We start from the raw sequence: 13938 nt of genomic DNA, 5'->3' as shown, positions 1-13938 counted from the left end.
GTCGAGGTTATTGGTCGGCGGTGACAATTGGGGCAGCGGGAATCTCGTCCATCGATAGTTCGAGCCGAACACCCAGCAGCCGGATGGGTCGGTCCAGCTCGAACTGATCGAACACCGCCAGCGCGGTCTCGGTGATGACACCCGCGTCGGTGCTCGGCGAGCTCAGCTTGCGGATCTTGGTGCGGGTGTAGAACGTGGCGGTGCGCACCGTGACCGCCACCCGAGTGACGACGCGCCCCTGTGCGACCACCTCGTCGAGGGTCCGTCCGGTCAGTTCGCGGATGGCATCGTCCATCTCGCTGCGGTCGGTGAGATCCCGGGCGAAGGTGACGACATGACTGCGTGACCGCGGAATCCAGGGCTCAGAACTGACTTCGCTGTCGCCGCCGCCCTTGGCCAGCAACAGGATCCACAGCCCGGTCGTCGGCCCGAAGGCCGAGGTGAGCGCCGTGGCATCGGTCGCGGCAAGATCGGCAACAGTGGTGATACCCAGCGTGGCAAGCTTTTTGGTGGTCTTGGGTCCGACGCCCCACAGTGCGTCGGTCGGACGGTCACCCATCACCTGCATCCAGTTGGACTCGGTGAGCAGGTAGACGCCCGGGGCCTGATCTGCTCCTCGCGTGCGCGGTGGTTTGGCCAGCCCGGTCGCGACCTTGGCGCGCTGCTTGTTGTCGCTGATACCCACCGAGCAGGAGAGCCCGGTCTCGGCGGCGACCACCGTGCGGATGCGCTCGGCCAGCTCGACCGGGTCTTCGACGTCAGCGCCCAGGTAGGCCTCGTCCCATCCCCAGACCTCCAGCGGATGGCCGAGATCGCGCAACAGTCCCATCACCTGTTCGGACGCCTCGTCGTAAGCGTCCGGGTCCGACGGCAGGAACGTGGCGTCGGGGCATTTGCGTGCCGCGGTGCGCAATGGCATCCCGGCGTGCACCCCGAACTCGCGCGCCTCGTACGACGCGCAGGTGACCACCTTGCGCGGTTCGGTGGGATCACCGTTGCCGCCGACGATGACCGGCAGGCCCTGCAGTTCGGGGTGGCGCCGCAACTCGACCGAGGCCAAAAACTGGTCCAGGTCGACATGCAGCACCCAGGCGGTCATGACGCTAGCGGCCGCACAACTTGCGGGCGGTGTCCTGCCACGCGCCGGTCAGGTCGTCGAGACTGCGGCCGAGGGACAGTTGGTGGGCCAGGTAGTCAGGGTCCAGCAGCGCGATCAGCGCATCGGCCTGCGCGTCGAGATCTCCTGTGGTGCCCGCTGTTTCGAGCAACATCCGAACGTGGGTGCGGTGCAGGGTGAACGGGCCGGTGTACCGCAGCGCGGGATCGCGGACGGCATCGGACAGTAGAGCCTGGTGGCAGTGTACGAACCGGAGACGATCCGCGCCGTAGGCCAGTAGGCGGTCCAACGGCGGTGCCCCGGGACCCAGCGGTGGCGGGCCGAACATGAAGGCATCCTGTTCGGCGGTCTCGTCCTCGTCGAGCAGTACCATCATCAGCCCCGCACGGCTGCCGAACCTGCGGAACACCGTGCCCTTTCCGACGCCGGCCGCAACCGCGATGTCGTCGGTGCTGACCGCGTCGGGGCCGCGTTCGGCGATGAGCCGACGTGCAGCGTCGAGGATCAGGGCGCGGTTCCGGGCGGCATCCACACGCCCCGGGCCGCGTTCTTGTGGCGCCGGATCGGTGCCCACGAGCTGGGTCGGGCGGTCGGAGGCTGCCACCACTGCACTTTAACTCAGACGGAATTAATCGGACCTCAGTCCGGTTGACTGTTGCGAGAATCGCGTGGAATCGAGCAAGGGGAGTGAATATGGCCGATATCAAGGTGCTGGTGTTGGTAGGGAGCTTGCGGGCGGCGTCGATCAATCGACAGATCGCCGAGCTGGCGGTGGAGCAGGCGCCCGACGGGGTGGAACTGCGCCTGTTCGACCGGTTGGGGGAACTGCCGTTCTATAACGAGGACATCGACACCGCCGACGTGGCCGAGCCCGTGGCCGCTCTGCGGGCGGTGGCCGCCGACGCCGATGCCGCACTCGTCGTCACCCCCGAATACAACGGCAGCATCCCCGGCGTGTTGAAGAACGCCATCGACTGGCTGTCGCGGCCGTTCGGCGACGGCGCGCTCAAGGACAAGCCGCTCGCGGTGGTGGGCGCTGCCCTCGGGCAGTACGGCGGGGTGTGGGCGCACGACGAGACGCGCAAGTCCTTCGGTATCGCCGGGCCGCGCGTGGTCGAGGATCTCAAGCTCTCGGTGCCGTCCAAGTCGCTCGGTGGCACGCACCCGAGGGAGAACGTCGAGGTGGCCGAGGCGCTGCGCGACATCGTGGGCAAGCTCTCGGCCGAGGTCGGCTGAGAAGTCGTCTAGGCGTTTTGCCGTCAGGGCCGCTTTGCGGCAAAATTCCTGCCGCCGGCTGGGTCGTTCCGACCTGGCCGGCGGCTTTGCTATTGGGGGGTCTTGCGCTGTGCGGCGGCCAGACTTGTCGGTGGCTGGTGGTACATCTAGGGGTGCGGCGCGACACGGTCTGTCAAGTCGAGCGCGACACGCCGTGAGCGCGGTTGCTGGCAAGCTTACGACCTGGGAATTCCAGAAATGTTATTCAGAACATGTTGTATGACTTCGAACTGTCGGCCACTAGGTGTAGTGTCTGTCAGACCGACAGGCCACCACAGTTCGGGAGCCGGTCGGAGCGTAGCGAACCCGGCCGAGTCGGTTTCACGGCCAGCCGGAGAGCGGCTTCGACCGGCAGGAATTTTGGCGGCCCGAAGGTCGCTGAACTTAAGCGAAACGTAAGACCCCGATTAGTTGCCAGTCACCTGTCTAGTTTTTTCACTTTCCGCAAGAGGAGCCGTACCGAAGATGACCGTCACCGTGTACACCAAGCCCGCATGCGTGCAGTGCAACGCCACCTACAAGGCGTTGGAAAAGCAGGGCATCGAGTTCGAGAAGGTGGACATCACCCTCGACAGCGAGGCCCGTGACTACGTCATGGCGCTCGGTTACCTGCAGGCCCCGGTCGTGGTGGCGGGCAATGAGCACTGGTCGGGTTTCCGCCCCGACCGGATCAAGGCACTCAGCACGGTCGCGGCAACGGCGTAAGGCAACGGCGTAAACGAAAAGCATCACCACCACGGGGGAGAGGAGTCGGACACGATGAGCCATCTGGTCTACTTCTCCAGTGTCTCGGAGAACACCCACCGCTTCGTCCAGAAGTTGGAATGGTCCGAAGACCGCGTCACCCGGATCCCGCTGCACGGCCGTATCGAGGTGGACGAACCCTACGTTCTGATCCTTCCCACCTACGGCGGCGGCCGTGCCACCCCCGACATCAACAACGGTGGCTACGTCCCCAAGCAGGTCATCGCTTTTCTGAACAATGAGCACAACCGGTCGTTGATCCGCGGCGTCATCGCCGCGGGCAACAACAACTTCGGTACGGAATTCGCCTATGCGGGCAACGTGATCTCCCGCAAGTGCGCTGTGCCATACCTCTATCGATTCGAACTCATGGGAACCCCGGACGACGTCGACGCCGTCCGCGCGGGGTTGAAAGACTTTTGGAAGGACCAGACGTGCCACCAACCGTCACAGCTGCAGAGCCTGTAACCACCGCCGCCCACGCACTTCCGGGCGAAACGGATTACCACGCGCTCAACGCGATGCTGAATCTGTACGACGCCGACGGCAAGATTCAGTTCGACAAGGATGTGCTCGCCGCGCGTGAGTACTTCCTGCAGCACGTCAACCAGAACACCGTGTTCTTCCACAGCCAGGACGAGAAGCTCGATTACCTGATCGAGAAGGAGTACTACGAGCGCGAGGTGCTCGACCAGTACAGCCGCAACTTCGTCAAGCAGCTCCTGGATCGGGCCTTCGCCAAGAAGTTCCGGTTCCCGACCTTCCTGGGCGCGTTCAAGTACTACACCTCCTACACGCTCAAGACTTTCGACGGGAAGCGCTACCTGGAGCGTTTCGAGGACCGTGTCGTGATGGTGGCGCTGACCCTGGCCGCCGGCGACACCGTGCTGGCCGAGAAGCTCGTCGACGAGATCATCGACGGCCGCTTCCAGCCGGCCACGCCGACGTTCCTCAACTCGGGCAAGAAGCAGCGCGGCGAGCCGGTGTCCTGCTTCCTGCTGCGCATCGAGGACAACATGGAGTCCATCGGGCGCTCGATCAACTCGGCCCTGCAGCTGTCCAAGCGCGGTGGCGGAGTTGCCCTGCTGCTGACCAATATTCGTGAGCACGGCGCGCCGATCAAGAACATCGAGAACCAGAGCTCGGGCGTCATCCCGATCATGAAGCTGCTGGAGGACTCGTTCTCCTACGCCAACCAGCTCGGCGCACGCCAGGGTGCCGGCGCGGTCTACCTGCACGCGCACCACCCCGACATCTACCGGTTCCTCGACACCAAGCGCGAGAACGCGGACGAGAAGATCCGGATCAAGACGCTCTCGCTGGGCGTGGTGATCCCGGACATCACCTTCGAGCTGGCCAAGAAGAACGAGGACATGTACCTCTTCTCGCCCTACGACGTCGAGAAGGTCTACGGCGTCCCGTTCGCCGATATCTCGGTGACCGAGAAGTACCACGAGATGGTCAACGACGGTCGGATCCGCAAGACCAAGATCAAGGCGCGCGAGTTCTTCCAGACGCTGGCCGAGCTGCAGTTCGAGTCGGGCTACCCGTACATCATGTACGAGGACACCGTGAACCGGGCCAACCCGATTGCAGGCAAGATCACCCACTCCAACCTGTGCTCGGAGATCTTGCAGGTCTCCACGCCCTCGCTGTTCAACGAGGACCTGTCCTACGCCAAAGTGGGCAAGGACATCTCGTGCAACCTCGGGTCGCTGAACATCGCCAAGGCGATGGACTCGCCGGATTTCGCGCAGACCATCGAGACGTCGATCCGGGCGCTCACCGCCGTGAGCGATCAGACCCACATCTGGTCGGTGCCGTCCATCGAGCAGGGCAACAACAGCTCCCACGCGATCGGCCTGGGGCAGATGAACCTGCACGGGTATCTGGCCCGCGAGCGGATTCACTACGGGTCCGAAGAGGGCATCGACTTCACCAACATCTACTTCTACACCGTGCTGTTCCACGCCCTGCGGGCCTCGAATCTCATTGCGATCGAACGCGGTACGAGCTTCGGCGGATTCGAGGACTCGAAGTACGCATCGGGTGAATTCTTCGACAAGTACACCGAGCAGGTGTGGGAACCGGCCACCGACAAGGTCCGGCAGATCTTCGCCGATGCGGACATCCACATCCCGACGCAGGACGACTGGAAGCAGTTGAAGGAGTCGGTGCGCAAGCACGGCATCTACAACCAGAACCTGCAGGCCGTCCCGCCGACCGGGTCGATCTCCTATATCAACCACTCGACGTCGTCGATCCACCCGGTGGCGAGCAAGATCGAGATCCGCAAGGAAGGCAAGATCGGTCGGGTCTATTACCCGGCGCCGTATCTGACCAACGACAACCTGGACTACTACCAGGACGCGTATGAGATCGGCTACGAGAAGATCATCGACACCTACGCCGCGGCCACCCAGCATGTGGACCAGGGGCTGAGCCTGACGCTGTTCTTCAAGGACACCGCCGATACCCGCGAGGTCAACAAGGCGCAGATTTACGCCTGGCGCAAGGGAATCAAGACGCTGTACTACATCCGGTTGCGTCAGATGGCTTTGGAAGGCACTGAGGTGGAGGGTTGCGTCAGCTGCATGTTGTAGGCATGTTCTGAGCCCGCCGAGTGGCCAGTTATGGCACGTCGTTCTCGAAAAGACGTGTGATAACTGGCCGCTCGGCGTTCAGCTCTCCCGCGCCTGCTCCGCGCGCAGCGACTTCAGGCGTCGTTCCTCGCGCAGCACCTTCTGGTAGCTCTCGCGTTCGGCGACCAGCCACTCCGGCTTCTCCGCAAGCAACCCATCGATCTGTTCGGTGGTGAGTGCATCCCCGACGGCGCCGCGAGCCAGACCGGCGATCGAGATGCCCAGCTTGGCGGCCACGAGGTTCTTCGGGTGCGGCCCGTCCTTGCGGAGATCCTTGAGCCATTGCGGCGGGTCCGCCTGCAGTGCGGCCAGTTCGGCGCGGGTGATCGCGTTCTCCTGGAACTCGGCAGGCGTGGCCGGCAAATACACGTCCAGCTTCTTCGCCGCCGTGGCGGGTTTCATGGACTGCGCGTTCGGCCTGCTCATGGCACCAGCGTATCGGTAGCCTGAGGCGGTGACCCCAAGCTCCCTCACCCTCGGGTACGTCCCGGGTGGGACGCCCGCGAAATGGGCTCGGATCTGGGCGGAGCGCCACCCCGGGGTGCCACTGCGGTTGCACGCCGTCGCCGCGGCGGATGCGGCCGACGCCGTGCGGGACGGCACCGTCGACGTCGCGTTGCTCCGGTTGCCGGCCGACACGTCCGGGCTGGCGGTCATCCCGCTCTACGAGGAGACGACGGTGGCCGTGGTGCCGACCGAGCACCTTCTCACCGCCGTCGACGAGATCACCGCTGCGGATCTCGACGGCGAGCCGACGCTGGTCCCACTCGACGATGTCGTCGCCTGGGCGGACGCTCCCGGCGCCCTCGTCGATCACCGGCCCGAGACGACCCAGGACGCAATAGAACTCGTCGCTGCCGGCCTCGGCGCGCTCGTCGTTCCCCAATCCTTGGCGCGGTTGCATCACCGCAAGGACCTCACGTACCGCCCGATCACCGACGCGCCCACCTGCCCCGTGGCACTCGCGTTCCCGGAAGGGCCGCAGTCGGAACTGGTCGAGGAGTTCGTCGGCATCGTGCGGGGCCGCAAAGCCGGTTCGTCGCGGGGACAGGCCGAACCGGCGCCGAAACGCACCGCGCGGGAGAAGACTCTCGCGAAGCAGGCGGCCCGCGCGGCTGCGGGCAAGGTCGCCCGCAAGCCTGGCAAGGCCACGCGCGGCCGACGCTGACGCCCGGGGAATTGTGAGTCGGCGCGCAAGGTTCGTGCACATATGACAACTACCGGTGATGTTGCATTGTTCGGTCCCAACGCACCTGGATATGTATGGAAAGCGGCGGCCGACGTCGTACCGATCGAAGTTTTTCCCGGAATCACCGTCCAGCCGCTCTGGAAGGGTGCAAACGGTGCCAAGGCGGCGATCACAACCATCGCGCCGGGCGCGGTCTGGGTCGGTGAGGACTTCCACGACCCGGGTCCCGAAGAGGTCTATGTGGTCTCAGGTGTCTTCAACGACGGTGTCAACGACTACACCGCAGGCACATTCCTGCATGCCCCCGCCGGGTCGTGGCACGTACCGCAATCCACGGAGGGTTGCGTGCTGTTTCTGTTCTATCCCGAGGGCTGACCCTCCGCGCAAATGCTGAATGGCCGGTTACGACACACGAAAGTCGAGAAAGCGTGCAACAACTGGCCATTCGGCACAGTCGCGGTCTACGTGTGCTGCGGGCTCTGCGCCTTCTTGTACAACGACTTGAGCAGCAGGTCGCGGAAGGTGTGGTTGTCCAACGCCTTCAGACCCGCGCCGGCGACCGCGGGAATCCCGGCCAGCCTGTTGAAGAACCGGCCGCGTCGGTATTCCCGGCCCCAGGTCGCATACATCCGCTGCTCATAGTTGGTGAAGTCGTCGGGTCCACCGTTGGTGAGCGCGGCAATCGCACATTCGCCTGCGGTCAAACCGGATTCGAGCGCCTTGGAGATGCCGGCCCCCGACACCGGCTTGCCGGCGCCCAGCGAGTCCCCGACGAACAGCACCCCCGGACGCCACGGCGGCCATGCCGTGAAGCCCATCGGCAATCGCCACGCCCGCACGCTCTTGTTCTTCTTGAGCTCCTCGATCGGCGGCAGCTCCCATTCGGCGGGCAGGGTCCGCAGGAAATCGCCGAGGAACTGGGTGGCGTTGATCGACTGCCAGTTCTTGTAGCTGTTCACGTAGCCCAGGCCGATGTTGAACCGGCCGCCGCCCATCGGGAAGACCCAGCCGTAGCCGGGCAGCTGATCGCCCTGGAACAACAGCTTCAGGTAGATCTCGAAAGCGTCGGAATCGGGACGGTTGGCGTGCATCTCGGACCGGATCGCGATGGCCGAGTAGCCGTTGTACTCGGAGTTGATCTTCAGGGCCCGCTTGATGGGGGAGTAGGCACCGTCGGCCGCGATCACCGCGTCGCCGTAGACCTTTTCACCGCCCTTGAGCACGACGCCGATCACGCGGCCCCTGGTGTCGAATTCGGGTCCGGAAACCTCGGCGCCCTGACGTACCTCGGCCCCTGCTGACTCGGCATGCTTGAGCAGCAACGTGTCGAGTTCGGTGCGGCTCACGGTATGGCCATGGTCGGGCATGCCGGGGCGACGCGGGAAGAACAGCTCCCACGCGCTGGGGCTGAACACGGTCACCCTGTTGACCCGATGGAACTTGGAAACCTCGTCGGACAGGCCCATCTTCTGGAGGTAACTCACCGCGCGAGCGGTGAGACCGTCACCACATGGCTTGTCGCGCGGGAACTCCGCTTTATCGAGGACCAGCACCTTGGCGCCGGTCTGCGCGGCCTGCCACGCCGCGGCCGACCCCGAAGGGCCGCCACCGGCTATGACCAGGTCGTATCGCTGCGTCATGAGCCTCGCCTCATCCGTTGGACGTCACTGCGATCGTACCGAAGCGGCATGTCACCAGGCTGGTGGGCGAACGCCCGGGTCAAACGGCACAACCGCGTGTTGCGTGACGGTCTGAGCAGGTCAGCGCCATCAGGGCGAGTACAGTGATCGCGTGCGGCGAACGTCGAGATCACATTCCAGCGATGGCCCGGGCGTCAAGGTTGATGCCCGTAGCGAGCGTTGGCGTGAGCACCGCAAGAAGGTGCGCTCGGAAATCGTCGACGCCTCGTTCCGGGCGATCGACCGTCTGGGACCCGAGGTGAGCCTGCGCGAGATCGCCGAAGAGGCCGGTACCGCCAAGCCCAAGATCTACCGTCATTTCGCCGACAAGTCGGATCTGTTCCAGGCCATCGGCGAGCGGCTGCGCGACATGCTGTGGTCGGCGATCTTCCCGGCGATCAATCTCGGTGCCGACCCGGCCCGGGAGGTCATCCGGCGCAGCGTCGAGCAGTACGTCCGGCTCGTGGACGAACACCCGAACGTGTTGCGGTTCCTGATCCAGGGCCGGTTCGCCGAGCAGAGCGAATCGACGATGCGCGCCCTCAACGAGGGTCGCGGCATCACTTTGGCGATGGCCGACATGTTCTCCAACGAACTACGCGAGATGGAACTGGACGGGGCCGCGATCGAATTGGCGGCATTCGCCACCTTCGGTGCCTGCGCGTCGGCCACGGACTGGTGGCTGGGCACCGATGAGGACAGCCCGCGCCGGATGCCGGCCGAGGAGTTCGTCAACCATCTGACCACCATCATGGTCGGTTCCATCAACGGCACCTGTGAACTGCTCGGGGTCTGGATCGACCCGGACCTGCCGCTGCACGAAGGTGTCCAGCGTCGCCAGCACGCCAGCTGACCGCCTCGTTGACAGCCGCCCCCCACGTCCGGAGACTGGGAAATATCCGGTACCGCCGTTCCCAGAAAAGGACTTGAGCTATGACGGCTGCCCAACCCTCACCGCAGGGTCAGCAACCCATCCACACCCGCGCCCTGATCATCGGCAGCGGGTTCTCGGGGATGGGAATGGCGATCGAGCTGCAACGCCGCGGCGTTGATTTCCTCATCCTGGAGAAGGCCGACGAGTTCGGTGGAACGTGGCGCGACAACACCTATCCGGGTTGCGCGTGCGACATCCCGTCGCACATGTACTCGTTCTCCTTCGAGCCGAAATCGGACTGGAGCCACATGTGGTCCTTCCAGCCCGAGATCCAGGATTACCTGCTCGGCGTGGCGACCAAGTACGGGCTGCGCCGCTACACCCGGTTCAACACCCACGTGGACCGCGCGCATTGGGACGAACAGGAACTGCGCTGGCACGTGTTCAGCGACACCGGTCAGGAGTTCATCGCCCAGTTCCTGATCTCGGGCGCCGGCGGCCTGCACATCCCTTCGATCCCTGACATCGAGGGACGCGACGAATTTGCCGGTGTGGCATTCCATTCCGCTCAGTGGGACCACAGCGTCGATATCACCGGCAAGCGGGTCGCGGTGATCGGCACCGGGGCCAGCGCCATCCAGATCGTGCCTGCCATCGTCGACGACGTCGCCGAGCTTCACCTCTACCAGCGGACCCCGGCCTGGGTGATGCCGCGGGTGAACACCAAGTTCCCGCAATCGATTCGGCGCATGTTCAGCTATGTGCCCGGCACTCGCGCAGCGATGCGGGCCGCCATTTACTGGATTCACGAGGGTGTCGGTTTCGCCATGACCCAGCAGCCGTGGCTGCTCAAGATCGGCGATGCGTTGGGCCGCTACAACATCAATCGCAGCATCAAGGATCCCGAGCTGCGCCGCAAACTCACCCCGAACTATCGCGCCGGGTGCAAGCGAATCCTCAACTCCGACACCTACTATCGCGGTATCGCCAACCCCAAGACCCAGGTGATCACCGAGTCCATCGCCCGGATGACGCCGACCGGCATCGTCACTGCCGACGGGGTCGAGCATCCGGCCGACGTGGTCGTATGGGCCACCGGTTTCCACGTCACCGACTCCTACACCTACGTCGACATCAAGGGCGCCGGCGGCGAGGACCTGGTGGCCCGGTGGAACCGGGAGGGGATGTCTGCGCACCGCGGGGTGGCGGTCGCGGGCATGCCGAACCTGTTCTTCCTGCTCGGGCCGAACACTGCGCTGGGGCACAACTCGGTGGTGTTCATGATCGAGTCGCAGATCCGTTATGTCGGTCAGGCGATCGCCGCCGTCGACAAGGCCGGGGCCGCTGCACTGTCGCCCAGCCCGCGAGCCCAGGCGGAGTTCAATGCCGAGCTGCAGCACAATCTGGCCGACACCGTATTCAGCACCGGAGGTTGCCGGAGCTGGTACATGGACGCTCACGGCGTCAACCGCACCCTGTGGAGCGGCATGACCTGGCAGTACTGGCTGGCAATGCGCAAGCTGGACGCGGAAGAGTTCGATTTCATCCGTGCCGACCGCGACACGAAGGCACAAGATGCTGGGGTCCCCGCGGGTGCTTAACCCCAGGGGTAGTGTCGTGGTGACTGTCCGGCAAACAAGACAACCTGGGGAAATGGGGTTCTGGTGAGCGAAGGCATGAAGCTGATCGACCGTGTCTCAGCGATCAACTGGAACCGTCTCCAGGATGAGAAGGATGCCGAGGTCTGGGATCGGCTCACCGGTAATTTCTGGTTGCCGGAGAAGGTGCCGGTGTCCAACGACATCCCGTCGTGGGGCACGCTCACCGCGCACGAGAAGCAGCTCACCATGCGGGTGTTCACCGGGCTGACGCTGCTGGACACCATCCAGGGCACGGTCGGTGCGGTCAGCCTGATCCCGGATGCGCTCACCCCGCACGAGGAAGCCGTCTACACCAACATCGCCTTCATGGAGTCGGTGCACGCGCGCAGCTACAGCAATATCTTCTCCACGCTGTGCTCGACGGCCGAGATCGACGACGCGTTCCGCTGGTCGGAGGAAAACCCCAACCTGCAGCGCAAGGCCGAGATCGTCATGCAGTACTACAAGGGTGACGAACCGCTCAAGCGCAAGGTGGCCTCCACACTGCTGGAGAGCTTCCTGTTCTACTCGGGCTTCTACCTGCCGATGTACTGGAGCAGCCGGGCCAAGCTGACCAACACCGCCGATATGATCCGGCTGATCATTCGCGACGAGGCCGTGCACGGCTACTACATCGGCTACAAGTACCAGCGCGGGCTGGCTCTGGTCGACGAGGCCAAGCGCGCCGAGCTCAAGGATTACACCTACGAGCTGCTCTTCGAGCTCTACGACAACGAGGTCGAATACACCCAGGATCTCTACGACGAGGTCGGGCTGACCGAGGACGTCAAGAAGTTCCTGCGCTACAACGCCAACAAGGCGCTGATGAACCTCGGCTACGAGGCGCTGTTCCCCAAAGACGAGACCGACGTGAACCCGGCGATCCTGTCCGCGCTCTCACCGAATGCCGACGAGAACCATGACTTCTTCTCGGGATCCGGTTCCTCGTACGTGATCGGCAAGGCTGTTGTCACCGAAGACGAGGACTGGGACTTCTAGTCTTCGCCGGCCAGACGGTCATCGCCACCGGGCCCACACGTAGGGGACCAGTGACCGCAGGAAATCCAGATCGGGACCTGGCTGTGCGACGGCGAACGCCTGCTCGAAATGTTCCTCGGCGACCAGCAGGATGCCCTCGGCGTACTCAATGGTGAAATTGATGCTGCCGTAGTCGTCCATCATCCTGCGTACCGTCTGCACCATCTCGGGCGTCCGTTCGGGCCGTGTCAGTCGCAGGTAGCGGTGAACGAGTGCCTTGTCCGCGTCGTCCGCGACGCTCAAGAGGTGCATCAGCGGAAGGGTCCGCTTGCCTTCGTAGATGTCGCCGAGGATCTCTTTTCCGTAGGTGTGTTCATCCCCGACGAGATTCAGCAGATCGTCTCGAATCTGAAATGCCGCACCGAAATGAAATCCGAAACGCACCAGCGGGCCGAGGTCGAGGGTGCCCCCAGAACCGATGATTGCACCCACTCGCAGAGGGTGAATCGTTGTGTACCAACATGTTTTATGCATGATCAGATGCAGGTAGTCCTCCGGGCCCAGACCTTCGACATTGTCGAGCTGCCATCCGACTTCGGTCGCCTGACCCTCGAGGGTGCGCATCGCCATCGTGTCGAACTCGCTCCACACCAGGTCCGCGAGATCCCGGTCGAGGCGCCGGGTGGCCCTGCGCAGCACCTGTCCGGCGACGATGGCCAGGCCGTCGCCCGCGTTCAGCGCCGCCGCCAGCCCATAGGCCGCCGAGAGCGTCGGTCTGCCGCGGCGCATCTCGCTTCCGTCGGCCACGTCGTCGTGTACGAGAAAAGCATTGTGCAGCAGCTCAATTGCGACTGCAATTCCGAGGAGTTCCTCCGACCTGGCCCCGAACGCCCGCCCCGCCGACAGGCACAGGGCGGGACGAAGCGCCTTTCCCGGACGAGACGGATACTCGCGCATCGGCCCGTACAACCATTGCACCGGTTCACCATCGGGCATCGCGTCGAGCATTGTGCGACGTACCGCGCGCCCCACGTCGCGCAGCCGGTTTTCGACATTGGTGACGAGGGCTGCACGGTCGGCGAGTTCGGTCATCGGTCGAGGGGCTGCCAGGAGAGCACCAGTGGAAGCCACAGGTTCGGGCGGCCCTCGATGAGGAGGGTGCCGCGATAGATTCCGGGCCTGAAGCCGTCGCAAAGCTGCACGGTCGCGAGGATGCCGCGACTGCTCCGCGCGGGCATTGACACCGGGTCGGGGTCGAACTGGATGGCGTCCGCGGTGATCACATCGCCGTTGTGGGACAACAGATCGCTGCACCGCAGACTGATATCACCGTGACCGGTCGGTCCGCCGTTGTGCAGCCAGACCTCCGCGCATGCCGGACCCGTGCCCCGGGCTTCGATATGGACAGCGGCAGTCGAACCCGAGCCGTTCAGATCCCAGGCGCCGGCGCCATGGGGCACCGGGCCCGCGGCCGTCATCGTGGCGGCCAGTCGCCGCATCAACGACTCCCACGTCGCCACCACCCGGTCGGTATCTGCCACGGTCAAATGAGCATCGTCGGGGCGATTCGCCGACTTTGCTCGATCACCGTCGTGCTCACGACCATTCGAGCTGTCGCCGGCCATCGTCACAAACCGGTCGACGAGTTCGGTGGCGGCGCGCAAGCCCTGTGACTGCACCGCACCGAGCGCACGGATGTTGGCGGCGGGATCGAACACCGCTGCCCACGGGAGGTCATTGACCGTGCTGTCGTCCCCCAGCATTCGCTCAGTCACCTGCGGCACCCGTCAATTTGCTCAA

Annotated in this window: 15 protein-coding genes; 9 read left to right on the top strand and 6 right to left on the bottom strand. The window is 64.4% G+C overall.

What is annotated here, in order from left to right; all coding sequences use genetic code 11:
* Positions 1 to 7: 7 nt before the first annotated feature.
* Together G6N44_RS08100 and G6N44_RS08095 are read right to left on the bottom strand one after the other, a co-directional pair.
* The gene (locus G6N44_RS08100; RefSeq protein ID WP_163662798.1) at positions 8 to 1099 is read right to left on the bottom strand and encodes a DNA polymerase IV; all 1092 of its coding nucleotides are present in this window, start codon (positions 1097 to 1099) and stop codon (positions 8 to 10) included.
* A 4-nt stretch (positions 1100 to 1103) separates the two neighbouring features.
* A complete protein-coding gene (locus G6N44_RS08095; RefSeq protein WP_163662795.1) occupies positions 1104 to 1721 on the bottom strand; it encodes a TetR/AcrR family transcriptional regulator in 618 nt (205 codons plus the stop codon).
* 89 nt (positions 1722 to 1810) lie between these two features.
* On the opposite strand from G6N44_RS08095, the gene G6N44_RS08090 reads away from it, so the two are divergent.
* The 4 genes from G6N44_RS08090 (at position 1811) to nrdE (ending at position 5739) form a co-directional block, all read left to right on the top strand.
* Positions 1811 to 2353: an NAD(P)H-dependent oxidoreductase gene (locus G6N44_RS08090; RefSeq protein ID WP_163662792.1), complete on the top strand. Its 543-nt coding sequence runs from the start codon at positions 1811 to 1813 to the stop codon at positions 2351 to 2353.
* Between the two features lie 504 nt (positions 2354 to 2857).
* Positions 2858 to 3097: a redoxin NrdH gene (locus G6N44_RS08085; RefSeq protein WP_163662789.1), complete on the top strand. Its 240-nt coding sequence runs from the start codon at positions 2858 to 2860 to the stop codon at positions 3095 to 3097.
* A gap of 54 nt (positions 3098 to 3151) precedes the next feature.
* Positions 3152 to 3604, top strand: a complete 453-nt coding sequence (gene nrdI / locus G6N44_RS08080) for a class Ib ribonucleoside-diphosphate reductase assembly flavoprotein NrdI (RefSeq protein WP_163662786.1) — start codon at positions 3152 to 3154, stop codon at positions 3602 to 3604.
* 53 nt (positions 3605 to 3657) lie between these two features.
* Positions 3658 to 5739, top strand: a complete 2082-nt coding sequence (nrdE, locus tag G6N44_RS08075; RefSeq protein ID WP_235683059.1) for a class 1b ribonucleoside-diphosphate reductase subunit alpha — start codon at positions 3658 to 3660, stop codon at positions 5737 to 5739.
* A 78-nt stretch (positions 5740 to 5817) separates the two neighbouring features.
* On the opposite strand, the gene G6N44_RS08070 is transcribed toward nrdE, so the two are convergent.
* Complete coding sequence (locus tag G6N44_RS08070; protein WP_163662780.1) at positions 5818 to 6204, bottom strand: DUF5997 family protein; 387 nt, start codon at positions 6202 to 6204, stop codon at positions 5818 to 5820.
* A 28-nt stretch (positions 6205 to 6232) separates the two neighbouring features.
* On the opposite strand from G6N44_RS08070, the gene G6N44_RS08065 reads away from it, so the two are divergent.
* Both G6N44_RS08065 and G6N44_RS08060 read left to right on the top strand, forming a co-directional pair.
* Positions 6233 to 6946: a LysR family substrate-binding domain-containing protein gene (locus G6N44_RS08065; protein ID WP_163662778.1), complete on the top strand. Its 714-nt coding sequence runs from the start codon at positions 6233 to 6235 to the stop codon at positions 6944 to 6946.
* A 42-nt stretch (positions 6947 to 6988) separates the two neighbouring features.
* The gene (locus G6N44_RS08060) at positions 6989 to 7342 is read left to right on the top strand and encodes a cupin domain-containing protein (protein ID WP_163662775.1); all 354 of its coding nucleotides are present in this window, start codon (positions 6989 to 6991) and stop codon (positions 7340 to 7342) included.
* Positions 7343 to 7428: 86 nt separating this feature from the next.
* On the opposite strand, the gene G6N44_RS08055 is transcribed toward G6N44_RS08060, so the two are convergent.
* Positions 7429 to 8607: an NAD(P)/FAD-dependent oxidoreductase gene (locus tag G6N44_RS08055; RefSeq protein ID WP_163662772.1), complete on the bottom strand. Its 1179-nt coding sequence runs from the start codon at positions 8605 to 8607 to the stop codon at positions 7429 to 7431.
* A gap of 151 nt (positions 8608 to 8758) precedes the next feature.
* Here G6N44_RS08055 and G6N44_RS08050 point away from each other — a divergent pair, with 151 nt between their 5' ends.
* The 3 genes from G6N44_RS08050 (at position 8759) to nrdF (ending at position 12159) form a co-directional block, all read left to right on the top strand.
* Positions 8759 to 9499: a TetR/AcrR family transcriptional regulator gene (locus tag G6N44_RS08050; protein ID WP_163662769.1), complete on the top strand. Its 741-nt coding sequence runs from the start codon at positions 8759 to 8761 to the stop codon at positions 9497 to 9499.
* 80 nt (positions 9500 to 9579) lie between these two features.
* The gene (locus tag G6N44_RS08045; protein ID WP_163662766.1) at positions 9580 to 11121 is read left to right on the top strand and encodes a flavin-containing monooxygenase; all 1542 of its coding nucleotides are present in this window, start codon (positions 9580 to 9582) and stop codon (positions 11119 to 11121) included.
* A 75-nt stretch (positions 11122 to 11196) separates the two neighbouring features.
* Positions 11197 to 12159: a class 1b ribonucleoside-diphosphate reductase subunit beta gene (nrdF, locus tag G6N44_RS08040; protein WP_163669722.1), complete on the top strand. Its 963-nt coding sequence runs from the start codon at positions 11197 to 11199 to the stop codon at positions 12157 to 12159.
* An 18-nt stretch (positions 12160 to 12177) separates the two neighbouring features.
* Here the strand turns inward: nrdF and G6N44_RS08035 are convergent, their stop codons facing one another.
* Both G6N44_RS08035 and G6N44_RS08030 read right to left on the bottom strand, forming a co-directional pair.
* Positions 12178 to 13230, bottom strand: a complete 1053-nt coding sequence (locus tag G6N44_RS08035) for a polyprenyl synthetase family protein (protein ID WP_163662763.1) — start codon at positions 13228 to 13230, stop codon at positions 12178 to 12180.
* A complete protein-coding gene (locus G6N44_RS08030; RefSeq protein WP_163662761.1) occupies positions 13227 to 13913 on the bottom strand; it encodes a hypothetical protein in 687 nt (228 codons plus the stop codon). Before G6N44_RS08030 ends, G6N44_RS08035 begins: the two co-directional genes overlap by 4 nt.
* Positions 13914 to 13938: the final 25 nt, after the last annotated feature.

The organism is Mycolicibacterium alvei, from assembly GCF_010727325.1.
GTDB classification, from domain to species: Bacteria; Actinomycetota; Actinomycetes; order Mycobacteriales; family Mycobacteriaceae; genus Mycobacterium; species Mycobacterium alvei.
The sequence above is the reverse complement of the archived record's forward strand: the minus strand, read 5'-3'. Positions and strand labels throughout refer to the sequence as shown.

Excerpts from the sequence above, each read along its gene's own strand:
- G6N44_RS08100 (WP_163662798.1), bottom strand. The coding sequence starts at position 1,099 with ATGACCGCCTGGGTGCTGCATGTCGACCTGGACCAGTTTTTGGCCTCG.
- G6N44_RS08090 (WP_163662792.1), top strand. The coding sequence starts at position 1,811 with ATGGCCGATATCAAGGTGCTGGTGTTGGTAGGGAGCTTGCGGGCGGCG.
- G6N44_RS08085 (WP_163662789.1), top strand. The coding sequence starts at position 2,858 with ATGACCGTCACCGTGTACACCAAGCCCGCATGCGTGCAGTGCAACGCC.
- nrdI (WP_163662786.1), top strand. The coding sequence starts at position 3,152 with ATGAGCCATCTGGTCTACTTCTCCAGTGTCTCGGAGAACACCCACCGC.
- nrdE (WP_235683059.1), top strand. The coding sequence starts at position 3,658 with ATGCTGAATCTGTACGACGCCGACGGCAAGATTCAGTTCGACAAGGAT.
- G6N44_RS08070 (WP_163662780.1), bottom strand. The coding sequence starts at position 6,204 with ATGAGCAGGCCGAACGCGCAGTCCATGAAACCCGCCACGGCGGCGAAG.
- G6N44_RS08060 (WP_163662775.1), top strand. The coding sequence starts at position 6,989 with ATGACAACTACCGGTGATGTTGCATTGTTCGGTCCCAACGCACCTGGA.
- G6N44_RS08055 (WP_163662772.1), bottom strand. The coding sequence starts at position 8,607 with ATGACGCAGCGATACGACCTGGTCATAGCCGGTGGCGGCCCTTCGGGG.
- G6N44_RS08045 (WP_163662766.1), top strand. The coding sequence starts at position 9,580 with ATGACGGCTGCCCAACCCTCACCGCAGGGTCAGCAACCCATCCACACC.
- nrdF (WP_163669722.1), top strand. The coding sequence starts at position 11,197 with ATGAAGCTGATCGACCGTGTCTCAGCGATCAACTGGAACCGTCTCCAG.
- G6N44_RS08035 (WP_163662763.1), bottom strand. The coding sequence starts at position 13,230 with ATGACCGAACTCGCCGACCGTGCAGCCCTCGTCACCAATGTCGAAAAC.